General features: G+C 66.4%; 16 protein-coding genes. 7 read left to right on the top strand and 9 right to left on the bottom strand.

What is annotated here, in order from left to right; translation table 11 throughout:
* The first annotated feature begins 6 nt into the window (after positions 1-6).
* Entirely contained in the window at positions 7-633 is a 627-nt protein-coding gene (locus ACPXCG_RS03290; RefSeq protein WP_425789038.1) for an alpha-ketoglutarate-dependent dioxygenase AlkB, read from the top strand.
* A gap of 113 nt (positions 634-746) precedes the next feature.
* The gene (locus ACPXCG_RS03295) at positions 747-1,280 is read left to right on the top strand and encodes a hypothetical protein (RefSeq protein ID WP_425789040.1); all 534 of its coding nucleotides are present in this window, start codon (positions 747-749) and stop codon (positions 1,278-1,280) included.
* A gap of 22 nt (positions 1,281-1,302) precedes the next feature.
* Here the strand turns inward: ACPXCG_RS03295 and ACPXCG_RS03300 are convergent, their stop codons facing one another.
* The 4 genes from ACPXCG_RS03300 to ACPXCG_RS03315 all read right to left on the bottom strand — a co-directional run bounded on the left by ACPXCG_RS03300 (position 1,303) and on the right by ACPXCG_RS03315 (position 5,405).
* The gene (locus ACPXCG_RS03300; RefSeq protein ID WP_425789042.1) at positions 1,303-2,178 is read right to left on the bottom strand and encodes an oxidoreductase; all 876 of its coding nucleotides are present in this window, start codon (positions 2,176-2,178) and stop codon (positions 1,303-1,305) included.
* A 62-nt stretch (positions 2,179-2,240) separates the two neighbouring features.
* Complete coding sequence (locus ACPXCG_RS03305; RefSeq protein WP_425789044.1) at positions 2,241-3,962, bottom strand: adenylate/guanylate cyclase domain-containing protein; 1,722 nt, start codon at positions 3,960-3,962, stop codon at positions 2,241-2,243.
* Positions 3,963-4,123: 161 nt separating this feature from the next.
* Positions 4,124-4,672, bottom strand: a complete 549-nt coding sequence (locus ACPXCG_RS03310) for a YceI family protein (protein ID WP_425789045.1) — start codon at positions 4,670-4,672, stop codon at positions 4,124-4,126.
* Positions 4,673-4,802: 130 nt separating this feature from the next.
* The gene (locus tag ACPXCG_RS03315) at positions 4,803-5,405 is read right to left on the bottom strand and encodes an NUDIX hydrolase (protein WP_425789046.1); all 603 of its coding nucleotides are present in this window, start codon (positions 5,403-5,405) and stop codon (positions 4,803-4,805) included.
* A gap of 84 nt (positions 5,406-5,489) precedes the next feature.
* On the opposite strand from ACPXCG_RS03315, the gene ACPXCG_RS03320 reads away from it, so the two are divergent.
* The 3 genes from ACPXCG_RS03320 to ACPXCG_RS03330 are packed head-to-tail and all read left to right on the top strand — an operon-like array spanning position 5,490 to position 7,509.
* Complete coding sequence (locus ACPXCG_RS03320) at positions 5,490-6,047, top strand: TetR/AcrR family transcriptional regulator (RefSeq protein WP_425789048.1); 558 nt, start codon at positions 5,490-5,492, stop codon at positions 6,045-6,047.
* Positions 6,044-6,760 carry an ABC transporter ATP-binding protein gene (locus tag ACPXCG_RS03325; protein WP_425789050.1) on the top strand — a complete coding sequence of 239 codons (717 nt, stop codon included), beginning with the start codon at positions 6,044-6,046 and terminating at the stop codon, positions 6,758-6,760. The genes ACPXCG_RS03320 and ACPXCG_RS03325 overlap by 4 nt, the downstream gene beginning before the upstream one ends.
* Entirely contained in the window at positions 6,757-7,509 is a 753-nt protein-coding gene (locus tag ACPXCG_RS03330) for an ABC transporter permease (protein ID WP_425789052.1), read from the top strand. Before ACPXCG_RS03325 ends, ACPXCG_RS03330 begins: the two co-directional genes overlap by 4 nt.
* A 7-nt stretch (positions 7,510-7,516) precedes the next feature.
* Here the strand turns inward: ACPXCG_RS03330 and ACPXCG_RS03335 are convergent, their stop codons facing one another.
* From ACPXCG_RS03335 to ACPXCG_RS03350, 4 genes are all read right to left on the bottom strand, one after another.
* Entirely contained in the window at positions 7,517-8,557 is a 1,041-nt protein-coding gene (locus ACPXCG_RS03335) for a hypothetical protein (RefSeq protein WP_425790475.1), read from the bottom strand.
* 157 nt (positions 8,558-8,714) lie between these two features.
* The gene (locus ACPXCG_RS03340; protein WP_425789053.1) at positions 8,715-10,424 is read right to left on the bottom strand and encodes a hypothetical protein; all 1,710 of its coding nucleotides are present in this window, start codon (positions 10,422-10,424) and stop codon (positions 8,715-8,717) included.
* Positions 10,425-10,489: 65 nt separating this feature from the next.
* Positions 10,490-12,016, bottom strand: a complete 1,527-nt coding sequence (locus ACPXCG_RS03345) for a long-chain-fatty-acid--CoA ligase (RefSeq protein WP_425789055.1) — start codon at positions 12,014-12,016, stop codon at positions 10,490-10,492.
* 148 nt (positions 12,017-12,164) lie between these two features.
* Positions 12,165-13,355, bottom strand: coding sequence for a PucR family transcriptional regulator (locus ACPXCG_RS03350; RefSeq protein WP_425789057.1), 1,191 nt, complete (start codon positions 13,353-13,355; stop codon positions 12,165-12,167).
* A 177-nt stretch (positions 13,356-13,532) separates the two neighbouring features.
* Between ACPXCG_RS03350 and ACPXCG_RS03355 the strand changes: the two genes are divergently transcribed.
* Complete coding sequence (locus tag ACPXCG_RS03355) at positions 13,533-15,281, top strand: aldehyde dehydrogenase family protein (RefSeq protein WP_425789059.1); 1,749 nt, start codon at positions 13,533-13,535, stop codon at positions 15,279-15,281.
* Between the two features lie 55 nt (positions 15,282-15,336).
* Complete coding sequence (locus ACPXCG_RS03360) at positions 15,337-16,935, top strand: GMC family oxidoreductase (protein ID WP_425789061.1); 1,599 nt, start codon at positions 15,337-15,339, stop codon at positions 16,933-16,935.
* Positions 16,936-19,299: 2,364 nt separating this feature from the next.
* Here the strand turns inward: ACPXCG_RS03360 and ACPXCG_RS03365 are convergent.
* Complete coding sequence (locus tag ACPXCG_RS03365; protein ID WP_425789063.1) at positions 19,300-19,710, bottom strand: hypothetical protein; 411 nt, start codon at positions 19,708-19,710, stop codon at positions 19,300-19,302.
* Between the last annotated feature and the right edge of the window lie 574 nt (positions 19,711-20,284).

Below are 20,284 nucleotides of genomic sequence, written 5' to 3' on the forward strand. Positions count from 1 at the left end.
GTGAGCATGACTGCGGGCATCCAGCGTTCGCTCTTCGATCAGCAGTGCGACCAGACGAGTATCGGGGATCTCGACCGGACCACGCGTCGCGTGCTCACCGATGGCGCGTGGGTCGATCTCCGGCCCGGCTGGATCGCGGGCTCCGATCTGCTCTTCGACTCGCTGCGCGGGGAGGCCGACTGGCGCACCGAACGCCGGCAGATGTACAACCGCGTCGTCGACGTCCCGCGCCTCGTCGCGACCTACCTCGACGCGGCGTCATTCCCCGATCCTCTGCTCCGCGAGGCGCGTGAGCGGCTGTCGCGGCACTATCGCGACGAACTGCCCGAGGGTTTCGCGACCGCCGGACTGTGTCTCTATCGCGACGGTTCCGACAGTGTCGCCTGGCACGGCGACCGGATCGGCCGCGGGTCGACCGAGGACACGATGGTGGCCATCGTCTCCCTCGGCTCCCCGCGTCCGCTGATGTTGCGGCCGCGCGGTGGCGGCTCGTCGGTGCGGTTCGTGGTCGGGCCGGGAGATCTCCTGGTGATGGGTGGGAGCTGTCAGCGAACGTGGGAACACGCGGTGCCGAAGTCGCCCGGCGTCGGACCCCGCATCAGCGTGCAGTTCCGGCCACCCGGCGTCTGGTAGCGCCGGGATCCGGCAGACCCGACATCGATCCAACCCGATATCCTCCTCATCCTGGTCGGATGGTTGAATCGGGGGCGTTGTCACCGCCCCGGGGCCGAGCCGAAAAGAGAATCATGATCCGAAAGTCTGCCGCCGTCGCCGTTCTGGCCGCCGCCGCGATCGCAACCGCCGCTGCCCCGGCAACCGCCGGTCCACTGGACACTCTCTTCGGCAGCGCGGGGAGCTCGGGGTCGGGCAGCTCCGACCTCCTGAACGCCGGCAGCTCCGCTCTCGGATCGTCGAGCTCGAAGCCGCAGCACTATGGCAAGCTCGGCCGCCCGGATGCGACCAATGGCGTGAAGTCCATCAACGTGTGGACGTATGCGCCCAAGGCACAGGCGATCTCGCCGGGCGTGTACCCGAAGAACTCACAGCTCGGTGTCCGGTGGAACTCGACCATCGACGCCGGCCCCGTGGTCGACGGCAACCAGTGCCGGATGGAGATCCGCCTCTCGGGACCGAGGGTCCCGAAGAAGGCGCAGCTCACCAAGACACAGGACTGCACCTCGGCGAAGTCGTTCCTCCTGCGCGCTCCGGGTTCCTATGGGATCAGCGTCACCGACACCATCTCCGGAGCCTCGAACTCCATCAAGTTCGACGTCCAATAGCCCCGGCGCCGACACACCGGCGTCAGAGCGCGAAGCCGATGCCCGTCAGCTTCTCCGACGTCGCCCACAGACCGTCGCGGATGGCCTTGTCGTCGGCACGCTTGCTGTAGCCGGAGATCCCCGGAGCGCCGTGAGCGCCGAACATCTGAGTCGGACCGTAGAAGGTGCCGTTCGTGGCATCGGGTGACGTCGCGGCGTACAACGACGGCAGCGCGCCGGCGGCGGCCGACTGCGCGAACACCTTGTTCGCCGCGTTCATGAACACATCCTCGACTGTCCCCGACCTGCCTTGCAGTTCGGTTGCCGCGTAGCCGGGATGGGCGATCAGGGACGCCGTCGCGGAGCCGGCGGCGGCAAGTCGTTGCGCCAGTTCCTTGCCGAACATGAGGTTGGCCATCTTGGCGTCGCCGTACGCCCGCCAGCGCCGATAACGTCGCTTGTCCCAGTTGAGGTCCCCGAGATCGATACGCCCCATCTGATGCATCGTCGACGACAGCGTCACGACCCGGTCGGCGATCTTCGGCAAGACCAGCGCGGTCAACGCGAAGTGGCCGAGATGGTTCGTGCCCATCTGCATCTCGAAGCCCTGCGCCGTACGGTCGAGCGGGATCGCCATCACGCCGGCGTTGTTGATCAGCACGTCGGCGCCGGTGAGACCGTCGGCGAAGGCACGCACCGAGTCGAGATCGGCGAGGTCGAGTTGCGCCACGGTCGCCGCGGATCCGATCTCCCGCGCCACCACATCGGCCTTCTGCGCGTTACGACACGCGAGGATCACCTGGGCGCCGGCCGCCGCCAGCGCCTTCGCGGTCTCCGCACCCAGCCCGCTGTTGGCGCCGGTGATGACCACCGTGCGCCCGGACTGATCCGGGATGTCCGATGTCGACCAACCACTCATGTGCTCACGACCCCCTACTCGGCGAATGATGCAGTCCACGCTATTGACGTCGCCGATGGCCGTCAACGACCGAGGAACTGGGACGGCAGGCGCATCATCCCGGACAGTCCCACGCGGCGTGCCGGCCGCAGCAGGCCGGACAGCACCCCTCCGACCGACGGGGTCGCCGGTTCGACGACCATTGCCGCCGGGGCGAACACCTCGGTCGGCCGCGGCCGACCGCGCAATGTCCGTGTGCCCACCGAGCTCCACTCCTGCGCCTCGTCACCGGCCGCACCGACGGCCCCATCACCGGCGAGGACCGGGACGGCGGATGTCTTTGCGAGCTCGGACAGCCGCGCACATTCGTTGACCGGATCACCGATGACGGTGTACTCGTAGCGGTGTTCGGCACCCACATTGCCCGCGAACGACATCCCGTAGGAAACCCCGATCCCCCACCGGACGGGCAGTTCTTCGAGCCGAACGGCCAGATCCCGCGCGGCCGCGAGGGCCTCGGCTGCCGGATCGTCGATGACGACCGGCACTCCGAACACCGCGAGTGCGGCGTCACCCTCGAACTTGTTGACGAACCCGGAATGGTTGTCGACCACATCGGCGACGATGGTGAAGAAGCTGTTCAGCAGTTTTACCGTGGCCTGCGGATCCTGCTGGGCCGCAATCGACGTCGACCCCACGATGTCCACGAACAGCACACCTACGAGGGCGTTGGTGCCGTGCATGCCGACCCCACGCTCGAGCGCGAGTTCGGCAACCGTGTCGCCGACGTGGCGGGCGAACAGTTCGCGCATGCGTTCCCGCTCGTCGAGTCCCTCCACCATCTCGTTGAAACCGTGTTGCAGGACACCGAGTTCGGAGGAATCGTAGACCGCCACCTGGGCCGAGAGGTCGCCTTGCTCGACACGTTCGACAGCTCGCCGCAGATCGATGAGCGGGTCGGCGATGGCTCGGCCGACGAGGACCATGACGCGGGCGCCGGATGCCAGACCGACGATGGCTAGTACCACGGTGGCCCAGTCGACGGGGCCGACGGCCGGTGGCAGCATGCCCGTCCACCGCCCGATGTTGATGATGAGCAGGCCGACCATCGGGACCGCCGAGCTCACCGCCCAGACCGCGATCATCCTCGTCTGCACGCCGTGCATCACATGCTGTGCCGGCGCGTCCTGCAGCGCGACCACCGACAACGGCCGTGCCGCGCGCTCGGCGAACACGTAGGTGATACACGAACTCGAGAAACCCGCCAGCATGAATGCCACCGCGACACCCACCACGGTCTTCTCGGTGAGCTCGTTGGCGGCGAGGACATAGGAGAGGACCGCAGCGGACCACGCGACCAGGGTGGTGATCACCTGATAGCCGGGGATGCGTTGCACGGCACGACGTCGGGCGCGGTCAGCGGGACGCCCGCTGACGAACCAGCGCAGCTGTGGGCGGAACACCGAGAGTCCCAGGACCACATTGATTCCCAGCCCGATCACGATCGCGATCACGACCGCGGGGAAGTTGGGGGCGCCGAGCGTGGTGTCGAAGTTGAGCTGGCCCCCGTTGAAGGCGAGTTGCACGAGGAGAAAGGTCTCCACACCGACGACACAGTTCGTGATGCTGATCGCCATGGCCGCCGCCGCAGTGGCCCATCGAGCCATCCGCGCGCGTTCGGTCGCGGTCAAGTTGGCCCAATGCTGCGAGATCGGTGCGCTGATCCGGCCCCACAACAATGAGGGCACATGGACTCCGCCCCACGACCCGACGGTGTCGGACCAGGGGCCGCGTGGTCGCACCATACGGCCACCTCCCTGCCCAGCGGCGTAGTGCAAGCCTACCGAACGCCGCGGTGGCGCCGAACACGAAAACGGGAGCCGATGCCGCGCGGGTCTCGCGCGGCATCGACTCCCGTCAGGGGTCTACCGGAGGTGACTCCGGTGCCGAGGTCAGGCAGCCGGGATCAAGCAGGCTGGCCGGCCTCGATCTCGAGGGTGATGGTGACCTTGTCACCGACGACGACGCCGCCGCCCTCGAGGGGTGTTTCGATGTCGATGCCGAAGTCCTTGCGGTTGAGCACGGTCTTGGCCTCGAAACCGGCGACCGGGCCGTTGCCCATGCCGGGGCTCACACCGTTGAACTCGAGCTCGAGGTCCACGGTCTTGGTGACGCCGCGGAGGGTGAAGTCGCCGGTGAGGACGTAGTCGTCACCCTTGGGGGCGACAGAAGTGGAGACGAAGGTGGCCTTCGGGAACTTCTCCGCGTCAAAGAAGTCGGCGGACTTGATGTGTCCGTCGCGCTGCTCGTTGCCGGTGCTGATCGAGGTGACGTCGATCTCGGCCTGCACGGCAGGGGTGCCGTCCTCGGCGATGGTGATGGTGCCGGAGAAGGTCTCGAAGTTCCCGCGGACCTTGCTGACCATGAGGTGCTTCACGGAGAAAGCGACGGCGGAATGGGTCGGGTCGATCGCCCAGGTGCCGGCGGCGATGGGAGCGGTTACGGCTGTGGTCATGGTGACAAATCCTCCAAGTGGACGGTGATCGGTATTCGGTCTGTCGGCGTGGGCCTTCGCGACCCATCACACGTTCAAACGGACCGTGGTCCGATTCAATTCCCCGGTTCTGGAAATTTTTTTGAAAAAATCAGCGCCAGGCGAAAACCGGCTGTTCAAAGCCATCGACACGGGTGGATCTCCCCCGGAGGACGACCTCGGCGAACTGGTAGATGACCGCCGCGGTGGGCGCATGGACCAATGCGCCGACGATCGGGAGCTGGATGACCGGACGATCCGATTCGGGGATGGTGAGGAACCGGGGCTCGACCATCAACTCCTCGAGTGTGACGAAGAACAACTGCGCCACCTCTTCCGGACTGGGAGTCGGTTCCGTCTCTTCTTCGGCCCAACAGACGACCGGAGTGATCACGAACCCGGATCGGGTCGGGTAGTCGTCGAGCATGCCGAGCACGCTGTCGGCAGGTAGTTCGACGCCGATCTCCTCGTGGAGTTCCCGGAGCGCGGCGGTCGGCGGATCTTCCCCCGGGTCGAGTCGGCCGCCCGGCAGGGCGTACTGCGCCGCGTGCCGACGCATCGTCGCGGGCCGCTTGGTCAGCCAGATCCCATGATGGCCGCCCTTCTGGGCGATGGTGATCGCGACAGCCGCGGCACGGGCATCGGCCACGTCCGCCACCCGTCGTTCGAAACCAGTAATCCGGGCGGTCACGGACGCGCGATCAAGAGTGCTCACGGTCTCAGTTGATCATGTCGACGTCGCCGGGAATCCGCGGCATGGCCCTTGTCACCAAGAATGTTAGAATCTAACATTCTTGGTATGTCGCAGGCCGGCAAGGCTCAGCGCACCCGCGAGAGGCTCGTCGGTGTGGCATTGGAGCTGTTCGCCACCGACGGGTTCGAGAACACCAGCGTCGCTCAGATATCGCGGGCCGCGGGCGTCACGGAGATGACGTTCTATCGCAACTTCCCCAGCAAAGAAAGAGTGGTGCTCGACGACCCGTTCGACCCTGCGATCGCCGCCGCGGTGGCACGCCAGCCTCGCGACGTCCCCGCCCTTGTCGCGGTCGCGCGCGGCATCCGGGCGGTGTGGTCCAGCGAAGGCACCGCCGAAACCGACCGGATCCGCGACAGGTTGCGAGTGATCGCGTCGTCACCGCGGCTGCGCGTCGCCATGGCACAAAGTACGGCGAGGACAGAGATGGCGATTCGCGACGCGTTGTGCGCACGGGGAGTCGACTCCCTGGACGCCGACGTTGCCGCGGCATCCGCGATCGGCGCACTCAATGCGACCCTGATGTCCTGGGCACAGCGGACGGACGAACCGATCGGCGCCGCCATCGGGCGCGCTCTCGGGATCCTGGAGGGCGCCCGATGACCACTCCCCGGATCGCGGTACGCGACGTCACCCGCGAATTCGGTGACGGAACGGGCGTCCGCGGCGTCACCACGCAACTGGACCCCGGCGAGATCGTCGCGCTCGTCGGGCTCAACGGCGCAGGCAAGACCACCTTGATGCGCGTTCTGTTGGGCATGCTGGTGCCGGACTCGGGCATCGTCGAGTTCGACGGGCAACCGATCGACCGGGTGGCGCGATCGGCGTGGGCAACGGTCGGCCATCTCGTCGAGTACCCACTCACCTACGGCGAGCTCACCGCGCGGCAGAATCTGATCCTGTCGGCCCGACTGCATTGGGCACAAACAGATGTGGTCGAGAAAGCAATGGTCGAGTTCAACCTCACCCGATACGCCGACAAGCGCGCACGGAAGTTGTCCCTGGGGAACCGACAGCGCCTGGGACTCGCGTCCGCCCTCCAGCATCACCCGAAGCTCGTCATCCTCGACGAACCGACCAATTCCCTGGATCCGTCCGGCGTGATCCTGCTCCGAGATGCGTTGCGCCGCAGCGCAGCATCAGGAGCTGCGGTCCTGGTGAGCAGCCACCATCTCGATGAGGTCGCACGGATCGCCGATCGGATCGAGGTGCTCAACTCGGGCCGCCTGATCGGACGGCTCGCGCCGGGCAGCGCTGATCTCGAACGCGTCTTTTTCGACACCGTCCGGGCCGACGATGAACGGGAAGGCCGATGAGGGAAGCGCTCTACGCCGAGACCGTGAAGCTCGCGCGCGCCTCGGTGGGGCGGGCGGGCACCCTGCTGCTCGGAGCGGGAACCGCGGTACTGGCCTGCGCCATGCCTCTGGCCGCGCACAGTGGCGACCCCCGGATGCTCGACAAACTCGGCGCGGCCGGAGAGCGAAGTTGGACAGGCCTGCTGTCCGGCGCGGCGCAGATCACCGGGGCCGGCGCACTTCTCGGATTCGGCGTCGTCCTGGCCTGGATGTTCGGTCGGGAATTCGTCGACGGAACGATCACCGGCCTGTTCGCGCTCCCGGTGTCACGACCGATGATCGCGACCGCGAAACTCGTTGTCTACCTGGTTTGGGCGGTCGTCACCAGCGCACTGATCACGCTCACCCTGCTCGTCGGCGGGCTGGTATCCGGGCTGGGTCTTCCTCCCGCCGAGACCCTTCCCGGCCTGGGACGCCAGTTCGCGCTCGGCGTCATGACAGCCGTCTGCGCCCTGCCCGTGGCATGGGTGTCGACGGTCGGCCGATCGGTCCTCGTCGGTGTGGTCGGTGCGATCGGGATCGTGATCGCGGCTCAGGTCGCGACGATCGGCGGGGCGGGCGGGTGGTTCACGATCGCCGCCCCGGCACTATGGGCGATCTCGGACGGCGTGGACGTGACCAGGTGGCAATTGGCGCTGCTGGCCCCACTGATCCTCGTGTCGACCGTGTTGACCTTGCTGACCTGGCGGCGGCTGCAACTGACCCGGTGATCGGTGCTCACACTCTCAGTTGATCGGATTCGCCGTGTGCATCCGACGCCTCGACCTGCAGGCCGAGGTGGTAGGTCATCACCGCGAGCGCGAAGAGCCCGATGGCGAGATTGGACAATGCGCCGAAGCCCTCCAGCGCGAAGTCCACGAGGGCGTTGGTCAGGGTGAAGACCAGCGCCGCCAGCCGGAGTGAGCGAAGTGGCCACACGCGGGCCGTTCGCCTACGCGCGAGCATGGCGGGCAACGTCAGAGCCAGCGTCAGCACGCCGCTGATGAACAGAATCCAGGCTGCATGGCCGTTGCGGCTGACCTCGAAGTACAGGTCGGAATCGCGGGAGTCGAAGGAGAAGGCGAGCACCCCGGCGACGAACGTGAGCGCCGAGCTCACCACGAGCAGCCAGCCGACCACGGTCACCCATCGTGGACTGCGAAACATTCCGGGGATCAGAGCGGTGGCACGGTCGCGCAGCCGCATCAACCGGTCCGGCGCGTCCTGTCCCGCATCGAGAAGGGCCCGGATGTGGTCAACTACCGCGGGGTCGGCACCCTTCCCGGCAGCGAGGTCCAGGAACTCGGCCGCCTGCCGACGTCGTCGGCCAGGGACGCCGTGCGAGATGCCGTCGGCGGCGATCGTGGCCGCGTTGGCCATCGCCTCCGCAGCCGTCGGCTTCTTGATGTCGCGGACTACCCGGCTGATCAGCAGTACGACCACCACCAGGACGTACATGATCTCGGCCGCCGGGCCGTAGAAGTAGTCGTTGTCCTTGGTGACGAACTTGCCCACCTCGTCGAGGAAGAGTCCGAACCCGACACCACCCACCACGATCGTCGCAATGCGAATCGCCGGACCGAGGAACAGCCAACCCGCCACGAGTGCGAGCATCATCAATGCACCGCCCCACAGCGCGTGCGCGATGTGTAGCGTGCCTCCTCCGACCTGCGGGTATCCGGTCAGCTGCAAGTACAACCGGGTGACCAGGATCGTGGCGATCGCGACGATCAGGAACCACTCCACCGCCGCAGTGCCGTAGATGCTCCGGATCACCACCGCAGTGGTGCGCGACTGTCGCGATTCGGTCATGGTCGAAAGTATGGCGAGCCCGACCGCCCGATCCACCCTGTTCGTCGCAATCCACCTTCGTATGGTTCACAGGTGGATTGCGGCACTCGAGGTGGATCACCGTCAGGAACCGCACACCGTCTCGTCAGCGCCCGCTGAACGCCGCCAGCCGGGTCGAGACCTGCTCGGGCCGCCCGTCGTTCTGTCGCTGCGCCGCGGTCAGCACGTCGATGTGGTTGTAGCCGTGCAGTGTGACCGGGACGTCTGTGGGATTGTCCGACGCTCCCAGGCCGAGGCCACCGTCACCCTGCAGTGTGAGTACGGGATTGCGTTTGACTCCGTCGCGGTAGAGGTAGTGGGCAGCGATCGCCGGAGCGGTCCCCTGAACGAGGTCGGTGTTGATCGCCATCGGGAAATACCATTCGGTGAAGTCGAGTGGCGGCTCGGACAGGCTCCGCACCAGTTGCGCGATTGACGTCACCTCTTTCGACGGGTCGGTGTAGGCGTTCGGGGTGACCTCGTCGTAGTCGTCCCACGTGTAGACGACCCTGGGGTCGCCGTACACCGAAGGCGCAGCCTTGCGGTCGGGCCCGAACACGCTGCCCAGTGCCGGCGCGGCGGCGACGACCCCGTTGGGCACCGGGAAGGACTTGTCCTGCACCGGCCCATGATCGATGAATCCGACACTCGCCTGTAGGAACCCGAGCGGCTGTGAGTTGTCGTCGAGCAGGGCCCCCACGACGGCGTCGTTGGTGGCATACAGGTCGCGGATACTCGGTGATCCGGTGGCGGCCATCAGCGGATCCTTCGACAGCAGCGCCCGCAGGGTGGCATCGATGTTGGGGTTCTGCGGAAGGCGGGAGACGAGATCGTTGACGCCGTCGGGGTTCAGGCGCGCGGCGAGGCCGGCGATCGCGAGCAGATTGGTCGTCTCGGGATTGATGACCGCAGGCAGCCGTAGCACCGGATAGAAATCGGTGAGCTCGCCGGAGGCGGCCGCGAGCGGCGCCGCGAGTGCGGCTGGTATGTCAGGGGTGTCGACGCCGCGGATCGGGTTGGGACCGCCGGCCTTGATGACGGTGTCGAGCGCGAAATAGCCGGAGCACTGGTTGAATCCGGCATCACCCGTCGTGGCACGATTGCCGTCGAAGTCCCAGTTCGCGAAGTACCCGGTGATGAATCCGCCGAGTGAATGTCCGCCGCACAAGACTTTCCGCTTGCGAGCCGCCTGGTCGGGGAACTCGCGGCGGAGCACGTCGTACTCGTCACGCAGCGTCTGTTCGAGCCCCACATCACCCAGCCACGCGGTGGCCGAACCGTCGGCGTAGCCGCCGAATCTCCGCCCGTTCACCGGCGATCCGTGGAAGTAGTAGTCGGTCGCGATATCGAGCTTCTTCGCCGCGAGCGCCGCCTGGGTCCCGGTGTGGTCCTCGAGGCAATTGGATCGGCGATCGAGCGCCCAGAACTCGATATGACGTCCCCGCGCCGCCGCCGCGGAAACGGTGTTGCGCGCCACGGATTCGAACGCCCCGGCTCCTTCGAAGATGCCGGGTTGGGCGACGAGGACGCGGTCGGCATCAACCGATCTCGCCGGCCCGTCGGTTGAGCGGTACCGGAGGTAGGAGAGGCGATCACACGCGGCGGGATGAGCCTTCGCGGTCGACGGTAGCGGCACCCTGAGACTGACCACCGACGCGATCACGTCGGTCACCGGCGACGACGACGCGATCCGATGCTCGGTCCGGCTCGGTGACGGTTCACCGGCCGCCATCGGAACAGCAGCGGTCTGCCCGACCATCGCACCGACCAGTCCGGAAACCGCGATCGCCAGCGCCCATCGCACAGATACCTTCATCCGCCCCATCCCCCCGCCGAAGTCGATCGGATGTGGCGGAGCCTAGCGCGAATCCTGAAGGTGTGTTACCGGTTTGCCCGTCCGGTGCTGCTCTCGACGTCGGACACGTTGATTTCCCGGCGCAGGATCTTGCCGGTGGCACCCTTGGGTAACTCGGGGAGGAACCAGACGTGGCGCGGGTACTTGTAGGCGGCGACGCGTTCCTTGACGAAGTCGATGAGCTCGCGTGGGTCCGTGGCAGCTCCCGGCTTCAGCGCGACCGCGGCGCCGATCTCCTCGCCGAGCGATTCGTGCGCGATTCCGACGACGGCTACTTCGGCGACGGCGGGATGCTCGTAGAGAACTTCCTCGATCTCACGCGGGTACACGTTGTAGCCGCCGCGGATGATCAGGTCCTTCTTGCGGTCGACGATGAAGAAGTAGCCGTCGGAGTCCACCCTCCCGATGTCGCCGGAGGAGAACCATCCCTCCGCGTCGATCGCCGCAGCCGTCGCGTCCGGGAGGTTCCAGTAGCCCTTCATGATGTTGGGGCCGGCGATCTGGATCTCGCCGGGCTCATCGATGGCGAGCTCGTTCCCCTCTCCGTCGACCACCCGCATCCGCACGCCCTCGATCGGGGTGCCTATCGAGCCCGCCTTCCGCTCGCGGTCGGGGTGGTTGAACGAGGCGACCGGTGAGGTCTCCGACAATCCGTAGCCCTCGAGGATCATGCATCCGAAGGTCTTCTCGAAGTCGTTGAGCACCTGAACGGGCAGCGACGCCCCGCCCGATGCACAGGTCCGCAGACTTGCGGTTGCTGACGGGCTGAACTCCCGCGCGACGCTCAACATCGCCGCGTACATCGTCGGGACGCCCAGGAACACGCTCACCTGGTCACGCTCGATCACCTGCACGGCAGTACGCGGATCGAAACGAGGAATGAGCGTCAGGGTCGCCCCGACCAGGACTGACGTGTTCATTCCGCAGGTCAGCCCGAACACGTGGAACAACGGCAGACATCCCATGACCACGTCGCCGTATTCGATCCCCAACAGCGTCCGCGCCGTCACCTCGCAGTTGTGCGCGAGGCCGCCGTGGGTCAGTTCGGCGCCCTTCGGTTTGCCGGTGGTGCCCGAGGTGTGCAGGATCACCGCCGTGTCTGAGTCTTCGCATTCGACCGGGCTCGGCTGAGCCGGCAGGTCGGCGATCATCTCGGCCAGACCGGCATCGTCGACCAGCCACAACCGGCCGCCCGCGGCGTCGACGGCCACGCGCGCCTCGTCGGCGAACAACGGCGTCGCGAACAGCGCGGACGCTCCGGTGTTGGTCAGGTAGAACTCGATCTCGCGGGCCTTCAACAACGGATTCATCGGCACCGCGATCGCACCGCGGCGGAGAATCCCGTAGAACGCCAGCGCGAACGCCGGTGTGTTGCCCAACATGATGCCGACCCGGTCCCCCGGCCCGATGCCTTCCCTTTCCAGCAACGTCGCGATTCGCGCTGCGGCCGAGTCGAACTCGGCGAAACTGAGCTCCAGCTCCCCGCATCGTAGTGCGACGGTGTCGCCGTGATCGCGTGCCGTGGCCACGAGATTCATGGAAAGGTTTGTCATCGCTCTACTCCTGGAACTTGATGTCGTGAATGTCTCATATTGTCGCGCACACCCGATCGGACGTCGATGGTCGTTGCGACACACGATCTGCGACCGCATTGTTCATCCGCACATTCGGGTACACCGGCCATGCGCGCCGCGGAGCTCTTCACACCCGCGGATCACCGAGCAGCTGTACCGCACGCAGTGCGAGGTACAACTCGGTGGCGTCGACCGGCTTGTCGACAGACTTTCCGGTGAGGTCTCGGATCTTGCGCAGCCGATACAGGACGGTGTTGCGATGGAAATGCAGGCGTCCCGCGGTGGCCGCGGTGGAACCGTCACACTCGAACCACGCCTCGAGCGTCGCGAGCATCTCCTCGCGTTCGTCGTCGGGCAGGTTCAGAAGTGGCCCCAGAGTGCGGACCGCAACCTCACGCGCCGTATCCGGACTGCGGACGAGAAGCAATGCCAGCGTGAGACTTCCGTAGCGGCTGAGACCTGCACCGCCGGGAGGGACGGAACGTCGGGCGAGGCGCGCCTCGTCCACGGCACGCGCGATCTCGATGGGCATCGAGAACGGTCCGCTCACACCGACACGTTGATCGAACACAGCGCCGAGTTCCGTCAACGCGGACTCGATGTCGGCGTCGTACCGGCCACAGATCAATCCGAGATAGCCGTCCGGTCGCGCGTCCCAGACCGAGGTGATGCCCTTGCTCTGCAAACGGCCGGCGGTAGCGGTCGCGGTGGCAGGGCGCGACTCGGAACCCTCCGCACACACCACGACGTAGCTCGCCCGTTCCGGCAGACCGAGTGCCCGCATGGCATCGATGATGGCCGTCGGATTGTCCGAGTGGTCGTCGAACACCGTCCGGCCGAGGAGCGCGCGCGCCTCGGCATCGGCGTGGGTCAGCAGGATCTCCGCCTCCCGATAGCCCTCCACGGCGGCATCGGAGTACGTATCGATCGCGGCCCAGAGCCGGCCGGGAACGTCGAGCAGTTCCACCGGCGAGACACCGCGGGAGCCGTCCAGCATCTGCTCCCAGATCAGCTGACCACCGAGCCGGTATGCGCGTAGCAGTGCCGGGAGCGGGATCGCTTGCTCGGCCTTGAGTCGACCGGTCGCGCGCGCGACGTCGATACGTACTCGGCCGCGGCCGGCAAGCACCGTGAGGATCGAACTCAGATTCTCGGTGCACGCGGCCGAGAGTTGCTCCAGTGTGAGCAACTGCGACTCGAGGTACGTCTCCTCCGCCCTCTGCAATCGTTCGACAAGGGTCCCGGTGAGTGCCGGAAGATCCTCGAGCAGATCGGCGGCGAGCGCAGCTGCGGTCGAGCTGCTGGTTGAGATGGCCACGGCTGACATCGTAGCGCGCCATGGTGAGCTGCACCACTTTGGCCTTGTGCCCGTGCACAAGGCCACGCGGTAGACAGCGTGGCCGTCGCCTATGGCGGCAACTGTGGTCCACCACGAAGAATCCAATTATCGGACCATCCTCCAACACCACGAGACAACAGGAGTTGATCTACGCACATGAGCGTCGACACACACCAGACCGCCGATCACCGGGACTTGATCGACGCCGCGCTCTCCGATCTGTCCGCAGGTGAGAAGGCCTGGGCAGGGTTGCCCCTGCTCAAACGCGCCGACCTTCTCGACCGTGTCCGGGCACTGACCGGGACGCACGGCGCGGACTGGGTCGCGGCGTCGGCGTCGATCAAACGGCTCGGGCCGCATTCGGCCCTCCTCGGCGAGGAATGGATGTCCGGTCCCTATGCATTCGCCACCGGCCTCGGTGCAGCGGCACAAACGCTTCGCGACCTGGTCGCGGGTCGCAGCCCCGTAGCCGACGCCTCCTTCGGGACCGCCGCGGGCCAGACCACCGTCCGGGTCCTGCCGTCGTCGGTCTACGACTCGTTGTTGCTCAGCGGGTTCACCGCCGACGTGTGGTTGCGGCCGGGGGTGGATGCCGCGCAGGCCAAAGCGGCGGCAGGTCTCGCACAGCTCGATCCCACTGTCACCGGCGGCATCGGGGTCGTCCTCGGCGCCGGCAACATCACGTCGATCGCCCCGCTGGACGTGATCTACGAACTCCTCGCCCACAACCGGGTGGTCGCCCTCAAGCTCAACCCGCTCACCGATCCCCTGCTGCCCGTGCTCGAGCAGGTGCTCGAACCGCTGATCTCGCTCGGCGCGATCCGCATCCTCACCGGTGGGGCCGACGTCGGCGAGTACCTCGTCGGCCACGACGCGGTGGCGCACGTACACATGACCGGTAGCGCGAACACGCACGACGCAATCGTCTGGGGCACCGGCGAGCAAGCCCGGGAGCGTCGGGCACAGAACAATCCCCGCCTGACCAAGCCGATCACGAGCGAACTCGGCGGTGTGTCCCCGGCCATCGTGGTGCCCGGTCGATGGAGCGCATCGGACCTACGCTTCCAGGCCGAGCACATCGCGACCCAACGACTGCACAACGGCGGCTACAACTGCGTGGCCGCCCAGGTCGTCGTCGTTTCCGCCGACTGGGACCAGAAGCAGGAGTTCCTCGACGCGCTCCGCGAGGCGTTCGCCTCCGCTCCGGCACGGGTCTGTTACTACCCGGGCAGCGACGACCGCGTCGGCGCCGCCCGCACGGCGTACCCAGAGGCCGAGCAGCTCGGCACGGCTGACGAGCGACTACTCGTCACCGGACTGTCCCTCGACGACCGGGGCGAGCGGAGCGACGGGGAATGTGACGAGGCGATCCTGCGCACGGAGTACTTCGGCCCCGTCCTCGGTGTCCTCGAACTCCCGGGTACGGGCACCGAATTCCTGACCACCGCAACCGATGCCGCCAACAATCATTTCCTCGGCACCCTCGGGATCAACGTGATCGCACACCCGGGAACCATCGCCGAACTCGGCCAGGCATTCGAGACGATGATCGCCGACCTGCGCTACGGGACCATCGCCGTCAACGCCTGGACCGGGGTGGGCTTCCTCAGCGCCGCCGCCACGTGGGGCGCCTTTCCGGGCCACACGATGGACGACATTCAATCGGGAACCGGCGTGGTGCACAACGCCTTCCTGCTCGCCGACACCGAACGTACCGTGGTTCGCGGGCCCTTCCGGCCCGCACCGCGCTCGGTTCTGCATCGCGAATGGTCGATCTCCCCGAAGCCGCCGTGGTTCGTCACCAACCGGACCGCCGCCACGACCGGTCGCCTGCTCGCCGACTTCGCCAGCGCGCCGTCCCCGCTGAAACTGCCCGCCATCTTCGCGTCCGCACTACGCGGCTGAACCAACCTGCGGCTGAACACAACTGCGGCCGACCATCCAACCACGAAAGGCCTCCATGCCCAGCACAGCAGCACGCACCGTCGACTACGTCGTCGTCGGGACCGGTTCCGCCGGTGCCGTCGTCGCGAACCGACTCAGCGCCGATTCTCGTAACGAGGTCCTGGTCCTCGAAGCCGGGACGAAGGACTCCGACAAGTTCATCCACATCCCCGCAGCGTTCTCGAAACTCTTCGGCAGCGCGTCGGACTGGGACTACTCCACCGAACCGCAGCGGGAACTGGGCGGTCGGCGGGTCTTCTACCCACGCGGCAAGACGCTCGGCGGGTCATCGTCGATGAACGCCATGATGTGGGTTCGCGGATTCGCCGCCGACTATGACGCCTGGGCCGAGCACGCCGGCGACGACTGGTCGTTCGACTCCCTCGTCGACTACTTCCGGCGCATCGAGAACGTCTCCGGCGCCACCGAGAGCGACGAAGGCACCACCGGGCCACTGCGTGTGTCGCAGCAACGCTCGCCCCGATCGCTGACCCGCGCCTTCCTCGATGCGGCCGCCGAGTGTGGACATACCGTCGAGCGAGCGAATCTGCCGGAGCCGAAGGGCTTCTCGCAAACCATGGTGACCCAGCACAAGGGCGCTCGGTTCTCCACCGCCGATGCGTACCTACGCCCCGCGCTCAAGCGAAAGAACCTGAGCCTCATCACCGAAGCCCTCGCCACCAAAGTGTTGTTCGAGGGCACCCGCGCGGTCGGTGTCGAGTACACCCACGCGGGTCGGACCCAGACCGTGCACGCGCGACGCGAGGTCGTGCTGTGCGGCGGCGCCGTCAACACGCCGCAGCTGCTCATGCTCTCGGGTGTGGGCGACAGCGACGATCTCGCCGGGCACGGCATCCGCACCGTCGCGCACAACCGCGGAGTCGGCCGCAACCTGCTCGATCACCTGCTGGCGCCGATCGGCTGGGACGTCGACTCGGGCACGCTGCGCGACGCCGAGAGCCCCCGCCAGCTGGCCGAGTACCTGCTCCGTCGCCGCGGCATGCTCACCTCGAACGTCGGCGAGGCATACGGCTTCATCCGCAGCCGAAACGATCTGCGCCTGCCGGACCTCGAGCTGATCTTCGCGCCGGTCGCCTTCTACAACGAGGGCCTCGGCGAGGCGTATCCGCACCACGCCGTCGCGATGGGTCCAGTCCTGGTCCAGCCGAAGAGCACCGGAACGATCACCCTGCGCTCGGCGGACCCGAGCGCCAAGGCGCTGATCGACCCGCGCTATCTCAGCGACTCCGACGGGGTCGATCGCGCGGCGATGATGCAAGGGCTGCGGGCCACCGTCGAGATCGCACAGGCGCCGTCGCTGCGCGGGCGTCTCGGCGTGGTGTCGCAGCCGCGAACCGACGTCCGTGTGCCCGGTGACGACATCCTCACCGAGGTGCTGAATCGCCACTCGCACACGCTGTATCACCCGGTCGGCACCTGCCGCATGGGCAGCGACGCCGACAGCGTCGTGTCACCCACACTCGCAGTGCGCGGTGTCTCGGGCCTGCGCGTCGCCGACGCCTCGGTGATGCCGACGATCGTGCGCGGGCACACGCATGCCCCGGCCGTGATCATCGGCGAGAAGGCGGCGGATCTGATCCTCGCGGACAGCTGATCAGGAGGCGTCTGTCACGGCGCAGAACATCCATCGGCTTCCGACGACCCGGTACTCATCCGCCGGGTCGCCGGAGCCGAGTTCGTTGTCGTCTGACCGACGTCCATACACCAGAAAACCCCCGACTCAGCGGGGGTTGTGTGGTGGCCAGAGTCGGGATCGAACCGACGACCTTCCGCTTTTCAGGCGGTTGAGTACGTGCACCATAACTATTTTCGCAGGTCAGATAGGACCAGCAGGACCGGCTAGCCCGGGTATTTCCGAGGTCTTGGCCCACCAGTGGCCCACCTGGATCCGTTGTAGCTCCCGATAAAAGAACCCCCGCACCAGTTGGAGCTGGCCGGGGGTACGGGAGCCGAAATGCCGTCGATTCCGACTACGAGTCTATCCAACGATGCCCGCGCAGGACAGGGTCCGATCAGTGGCAACCGATCCCCGCAGGGGTCGGGCGGCAGCGAAGGGCACGGCGCAAACCGCGCGAAATGTGAGTCGCGCTGTGACGGGAGCCTGAAGGCCGGAGCCGAAGCGAGAGCGGGAACCGGAGGCCGAAGCGAGAGCGGGAGCGCCGCAGGGAGGGACCGGACGGAGTCCGCATGCCCGACCGGAGGCGCGGAAGCGGAAGCGCAGGCCGCAGGTGGGAGCGGGAGCGCAGGCGGAGGCCGCAAGGCGGGCTCCGCCACCGCGTCTGCGCAGGGCTTGTTATATGTCCCAAAACTGGCCGCTGAAGTACCCGACACAGTTGAAGGGGCGTTCGACCTCGGATTCCGGTTCCCCACCGCGGTGGATGTGGTTGATGCCGGGATATCGGCTGAGTTTCTACTTCGCGGCGACACACCACCGGAGAGTCGGAATGCACGCGTCGGGTCGGGACCGATTGGTTACGACCGAAAACTTGGCGCAGCGGCAACGATTCTCGGTGCTGCTCGGGCCATTCCAGGCCCGCTTCGGAGCGTAGCGCGGTCGGTGTTCGCGTCGGATGTGTCGGCGGTGGGTTCGGGTCGTTCCAAGGAGGGACTGACCTTCGCTCTGCGGGTCGCGCCGGGTGCAGTGTCACTATCTGCGGTGAATCCTGACCGTGACGCGAAGACCGTCGAGCGCGGGGTCCAACAGCATCTGAAAGCCTCAGAGTCGACATCTCAGGTGGCGCTCTGGGTGTCGCAGTTCGGCAGGGCACGCCTCGACCACGTGGTAGAAGGTCTTCGGCGGAGCGACTTTCCACCTCTGGCTGCGCCGTCGTCGTCCTCGGGCCCGGTGTGTGGTGAATGGTGGTTGATGCTGACCGACGAGCAGCGGCGGGCGCTCCTTGCCGCGGCAGCGTCGGCTGTCGGGGCAGTCCATCTGGCGGATCGCGCGGAGACGACGCGCGAAGTCACGGAATGGTCGCGAAAGTCGCGGGCGCACATGGTGAAGGCTCTGGCTGAGATCGACTACTCGCCGATCCTGGATGCTGGCGGCGTTCCGGCGATGGTCACTCTGACGTATCCGCGGTGCTGGCTGTCGGTGGCACCGGCCGGGAGCACTGTGAAGGCACATCTGGCGGCGTTCCGACGCCGATACGAGCGTCGGTACGGACCCCTTGCAGCACTGTGGAAGTTGGAGTTTCAGGCGAGGTCACGAGGATCTCGGTGCTACTGCCCCGAGTGCTGTGGTGGGGAGTCCCCACTCGGCACACGCGACGATGGTCGGGCGCCCCATGTCCACCTGTGGCTCGTACCTCCTCGTACGCGTCTCGAACGCAAGCGCGGCCACGTTCCGCGGGTGGTTGCCGAGCCCGTGCATCGATTCCGAGAGTGGCTGTCGGAGACGTGGGCCGACATCGTCGATCATCCTGATCCGGTGGAGAGAATGAAGCATGAGCGGGCGGGAACGGCCGTCGATGTGAAGGAGGGGCTTCGTGCGTCTGACCCCAAACGTTTGGCCGTCTACTTTTCGAAACATGGTGCGGCAAAAGGTTCCTCAGCGAAGGAGTACCAGCACCTGGTGCCTGAAGCGTGGCGGATGCCCGCTACAGGTCCTGGTCGATTCTGGGGTTATTGGAGGCTGGAACGGACAGCAGTGTCGGTGACCCTGGACGTTGACGACTTCATCCGGGCCCGTCGCATCATCCGTCGTTGGTCACGAACAACAGCGGTGTACCACCCCGGTTTGCGGTTTCCAGTCGCGGTCCATACCCAGAGCCGGCGACGCAGACTCTGCGCTCAGGGAGCGCTTGTCGGTGGATTCGCCGCAGTCAATGACGGACCGGCGTTCTGCCGACAGGTGGTGAGTGCTCTCGTTCGAGAACGTGACGGGTGTGGCGGGAGACCGATAAGCATGTCGACGGAGATTGCGCGCCGACGTGGCGGGAACTGACGGAACCGGCGTTCAGGCTTGCCACTGCGACATCGTGGTGCGGGCGCTGTTGAGCACCGGTTCGACCGATCGCCCTTCGGACAGCCAGTCGACGGCGGTCATCTCGTCGAGATCAGGATTGGCCGAGCACATCCACAATGCCGCCGACCATCTCAGATCATCCGCCCTGCCTTCATCGATCAGAACACGCCATACATCGGCGGTCGCCGCCACGACGCCTCCGAACCGATCGAACTGCCATGCAGGGAGGACCCAGGTCCTATCGGGGTCCGCCAGCTGACAGGCGATGAGACTCCCGTTCTCGATCATGGCGCCCACCTCGTTGTACGTCACTTCCAGCACACTCGCGGCTCCCTGCTCGTCGTAGAAGGGACCCACAACCTGGACGTATGGATGCAGGTTGCCGCTACCGTCGCCTGACATCTGAGTGCGACCTCCTCTCACCTGGCGTTCGATTCGTCTCCGGCGTGAAACCACTTCAGGTTAGGTCAAATTTTGTCACTCGTTTAGGACTCGGCATGCAGCGCTGCTGTGACCTGGGGGCCGACATCGTCGTGCATTCGGCCACCAAGACCGCCGACGGAAGGGCCGCGTCATGGGGGGCGCCATCCTCACCGCCACCAACGCATTGATGGGGCCGACACGATCCAGCCACTGATCAAACACACCGGCTCATAGAAGCCGAGGCACCGAAGCGCCAGCGTAAGTCGCAGGAGTCAGGGGTTCAACTTGCTGGCTAGTAGGCCACGAGCCAACCAGGTCGGGCCCAAGTTGCGTTTCGACGGCCGGCAACGTGAGTGCCGTTTCGAACTTGTCGATGGTGGGCCCCAACGGCTCGGTGACCATGTCGAACGGGTCAAGCGCCACAATCATTCCGGGTCGACCACGTCTGGCGCAGCTTCCCTCGGCGTCAAACAGGCACTGATCGCGAATTGTTTTGCACGCCAACCAAGCGCGAATACAGCTGCGCGAACGCCACGGCCGCCGAACGCACTAT

The organism is Gordonia sp. DT218 (genome assembly GCF_049847105.1).
Taxonomy (GTDB): domain Bacteria; phylum Actinomycetota; class Actinomycetes; order Mycobacteriales; family Mycobacteriaceae; genus Gordonia.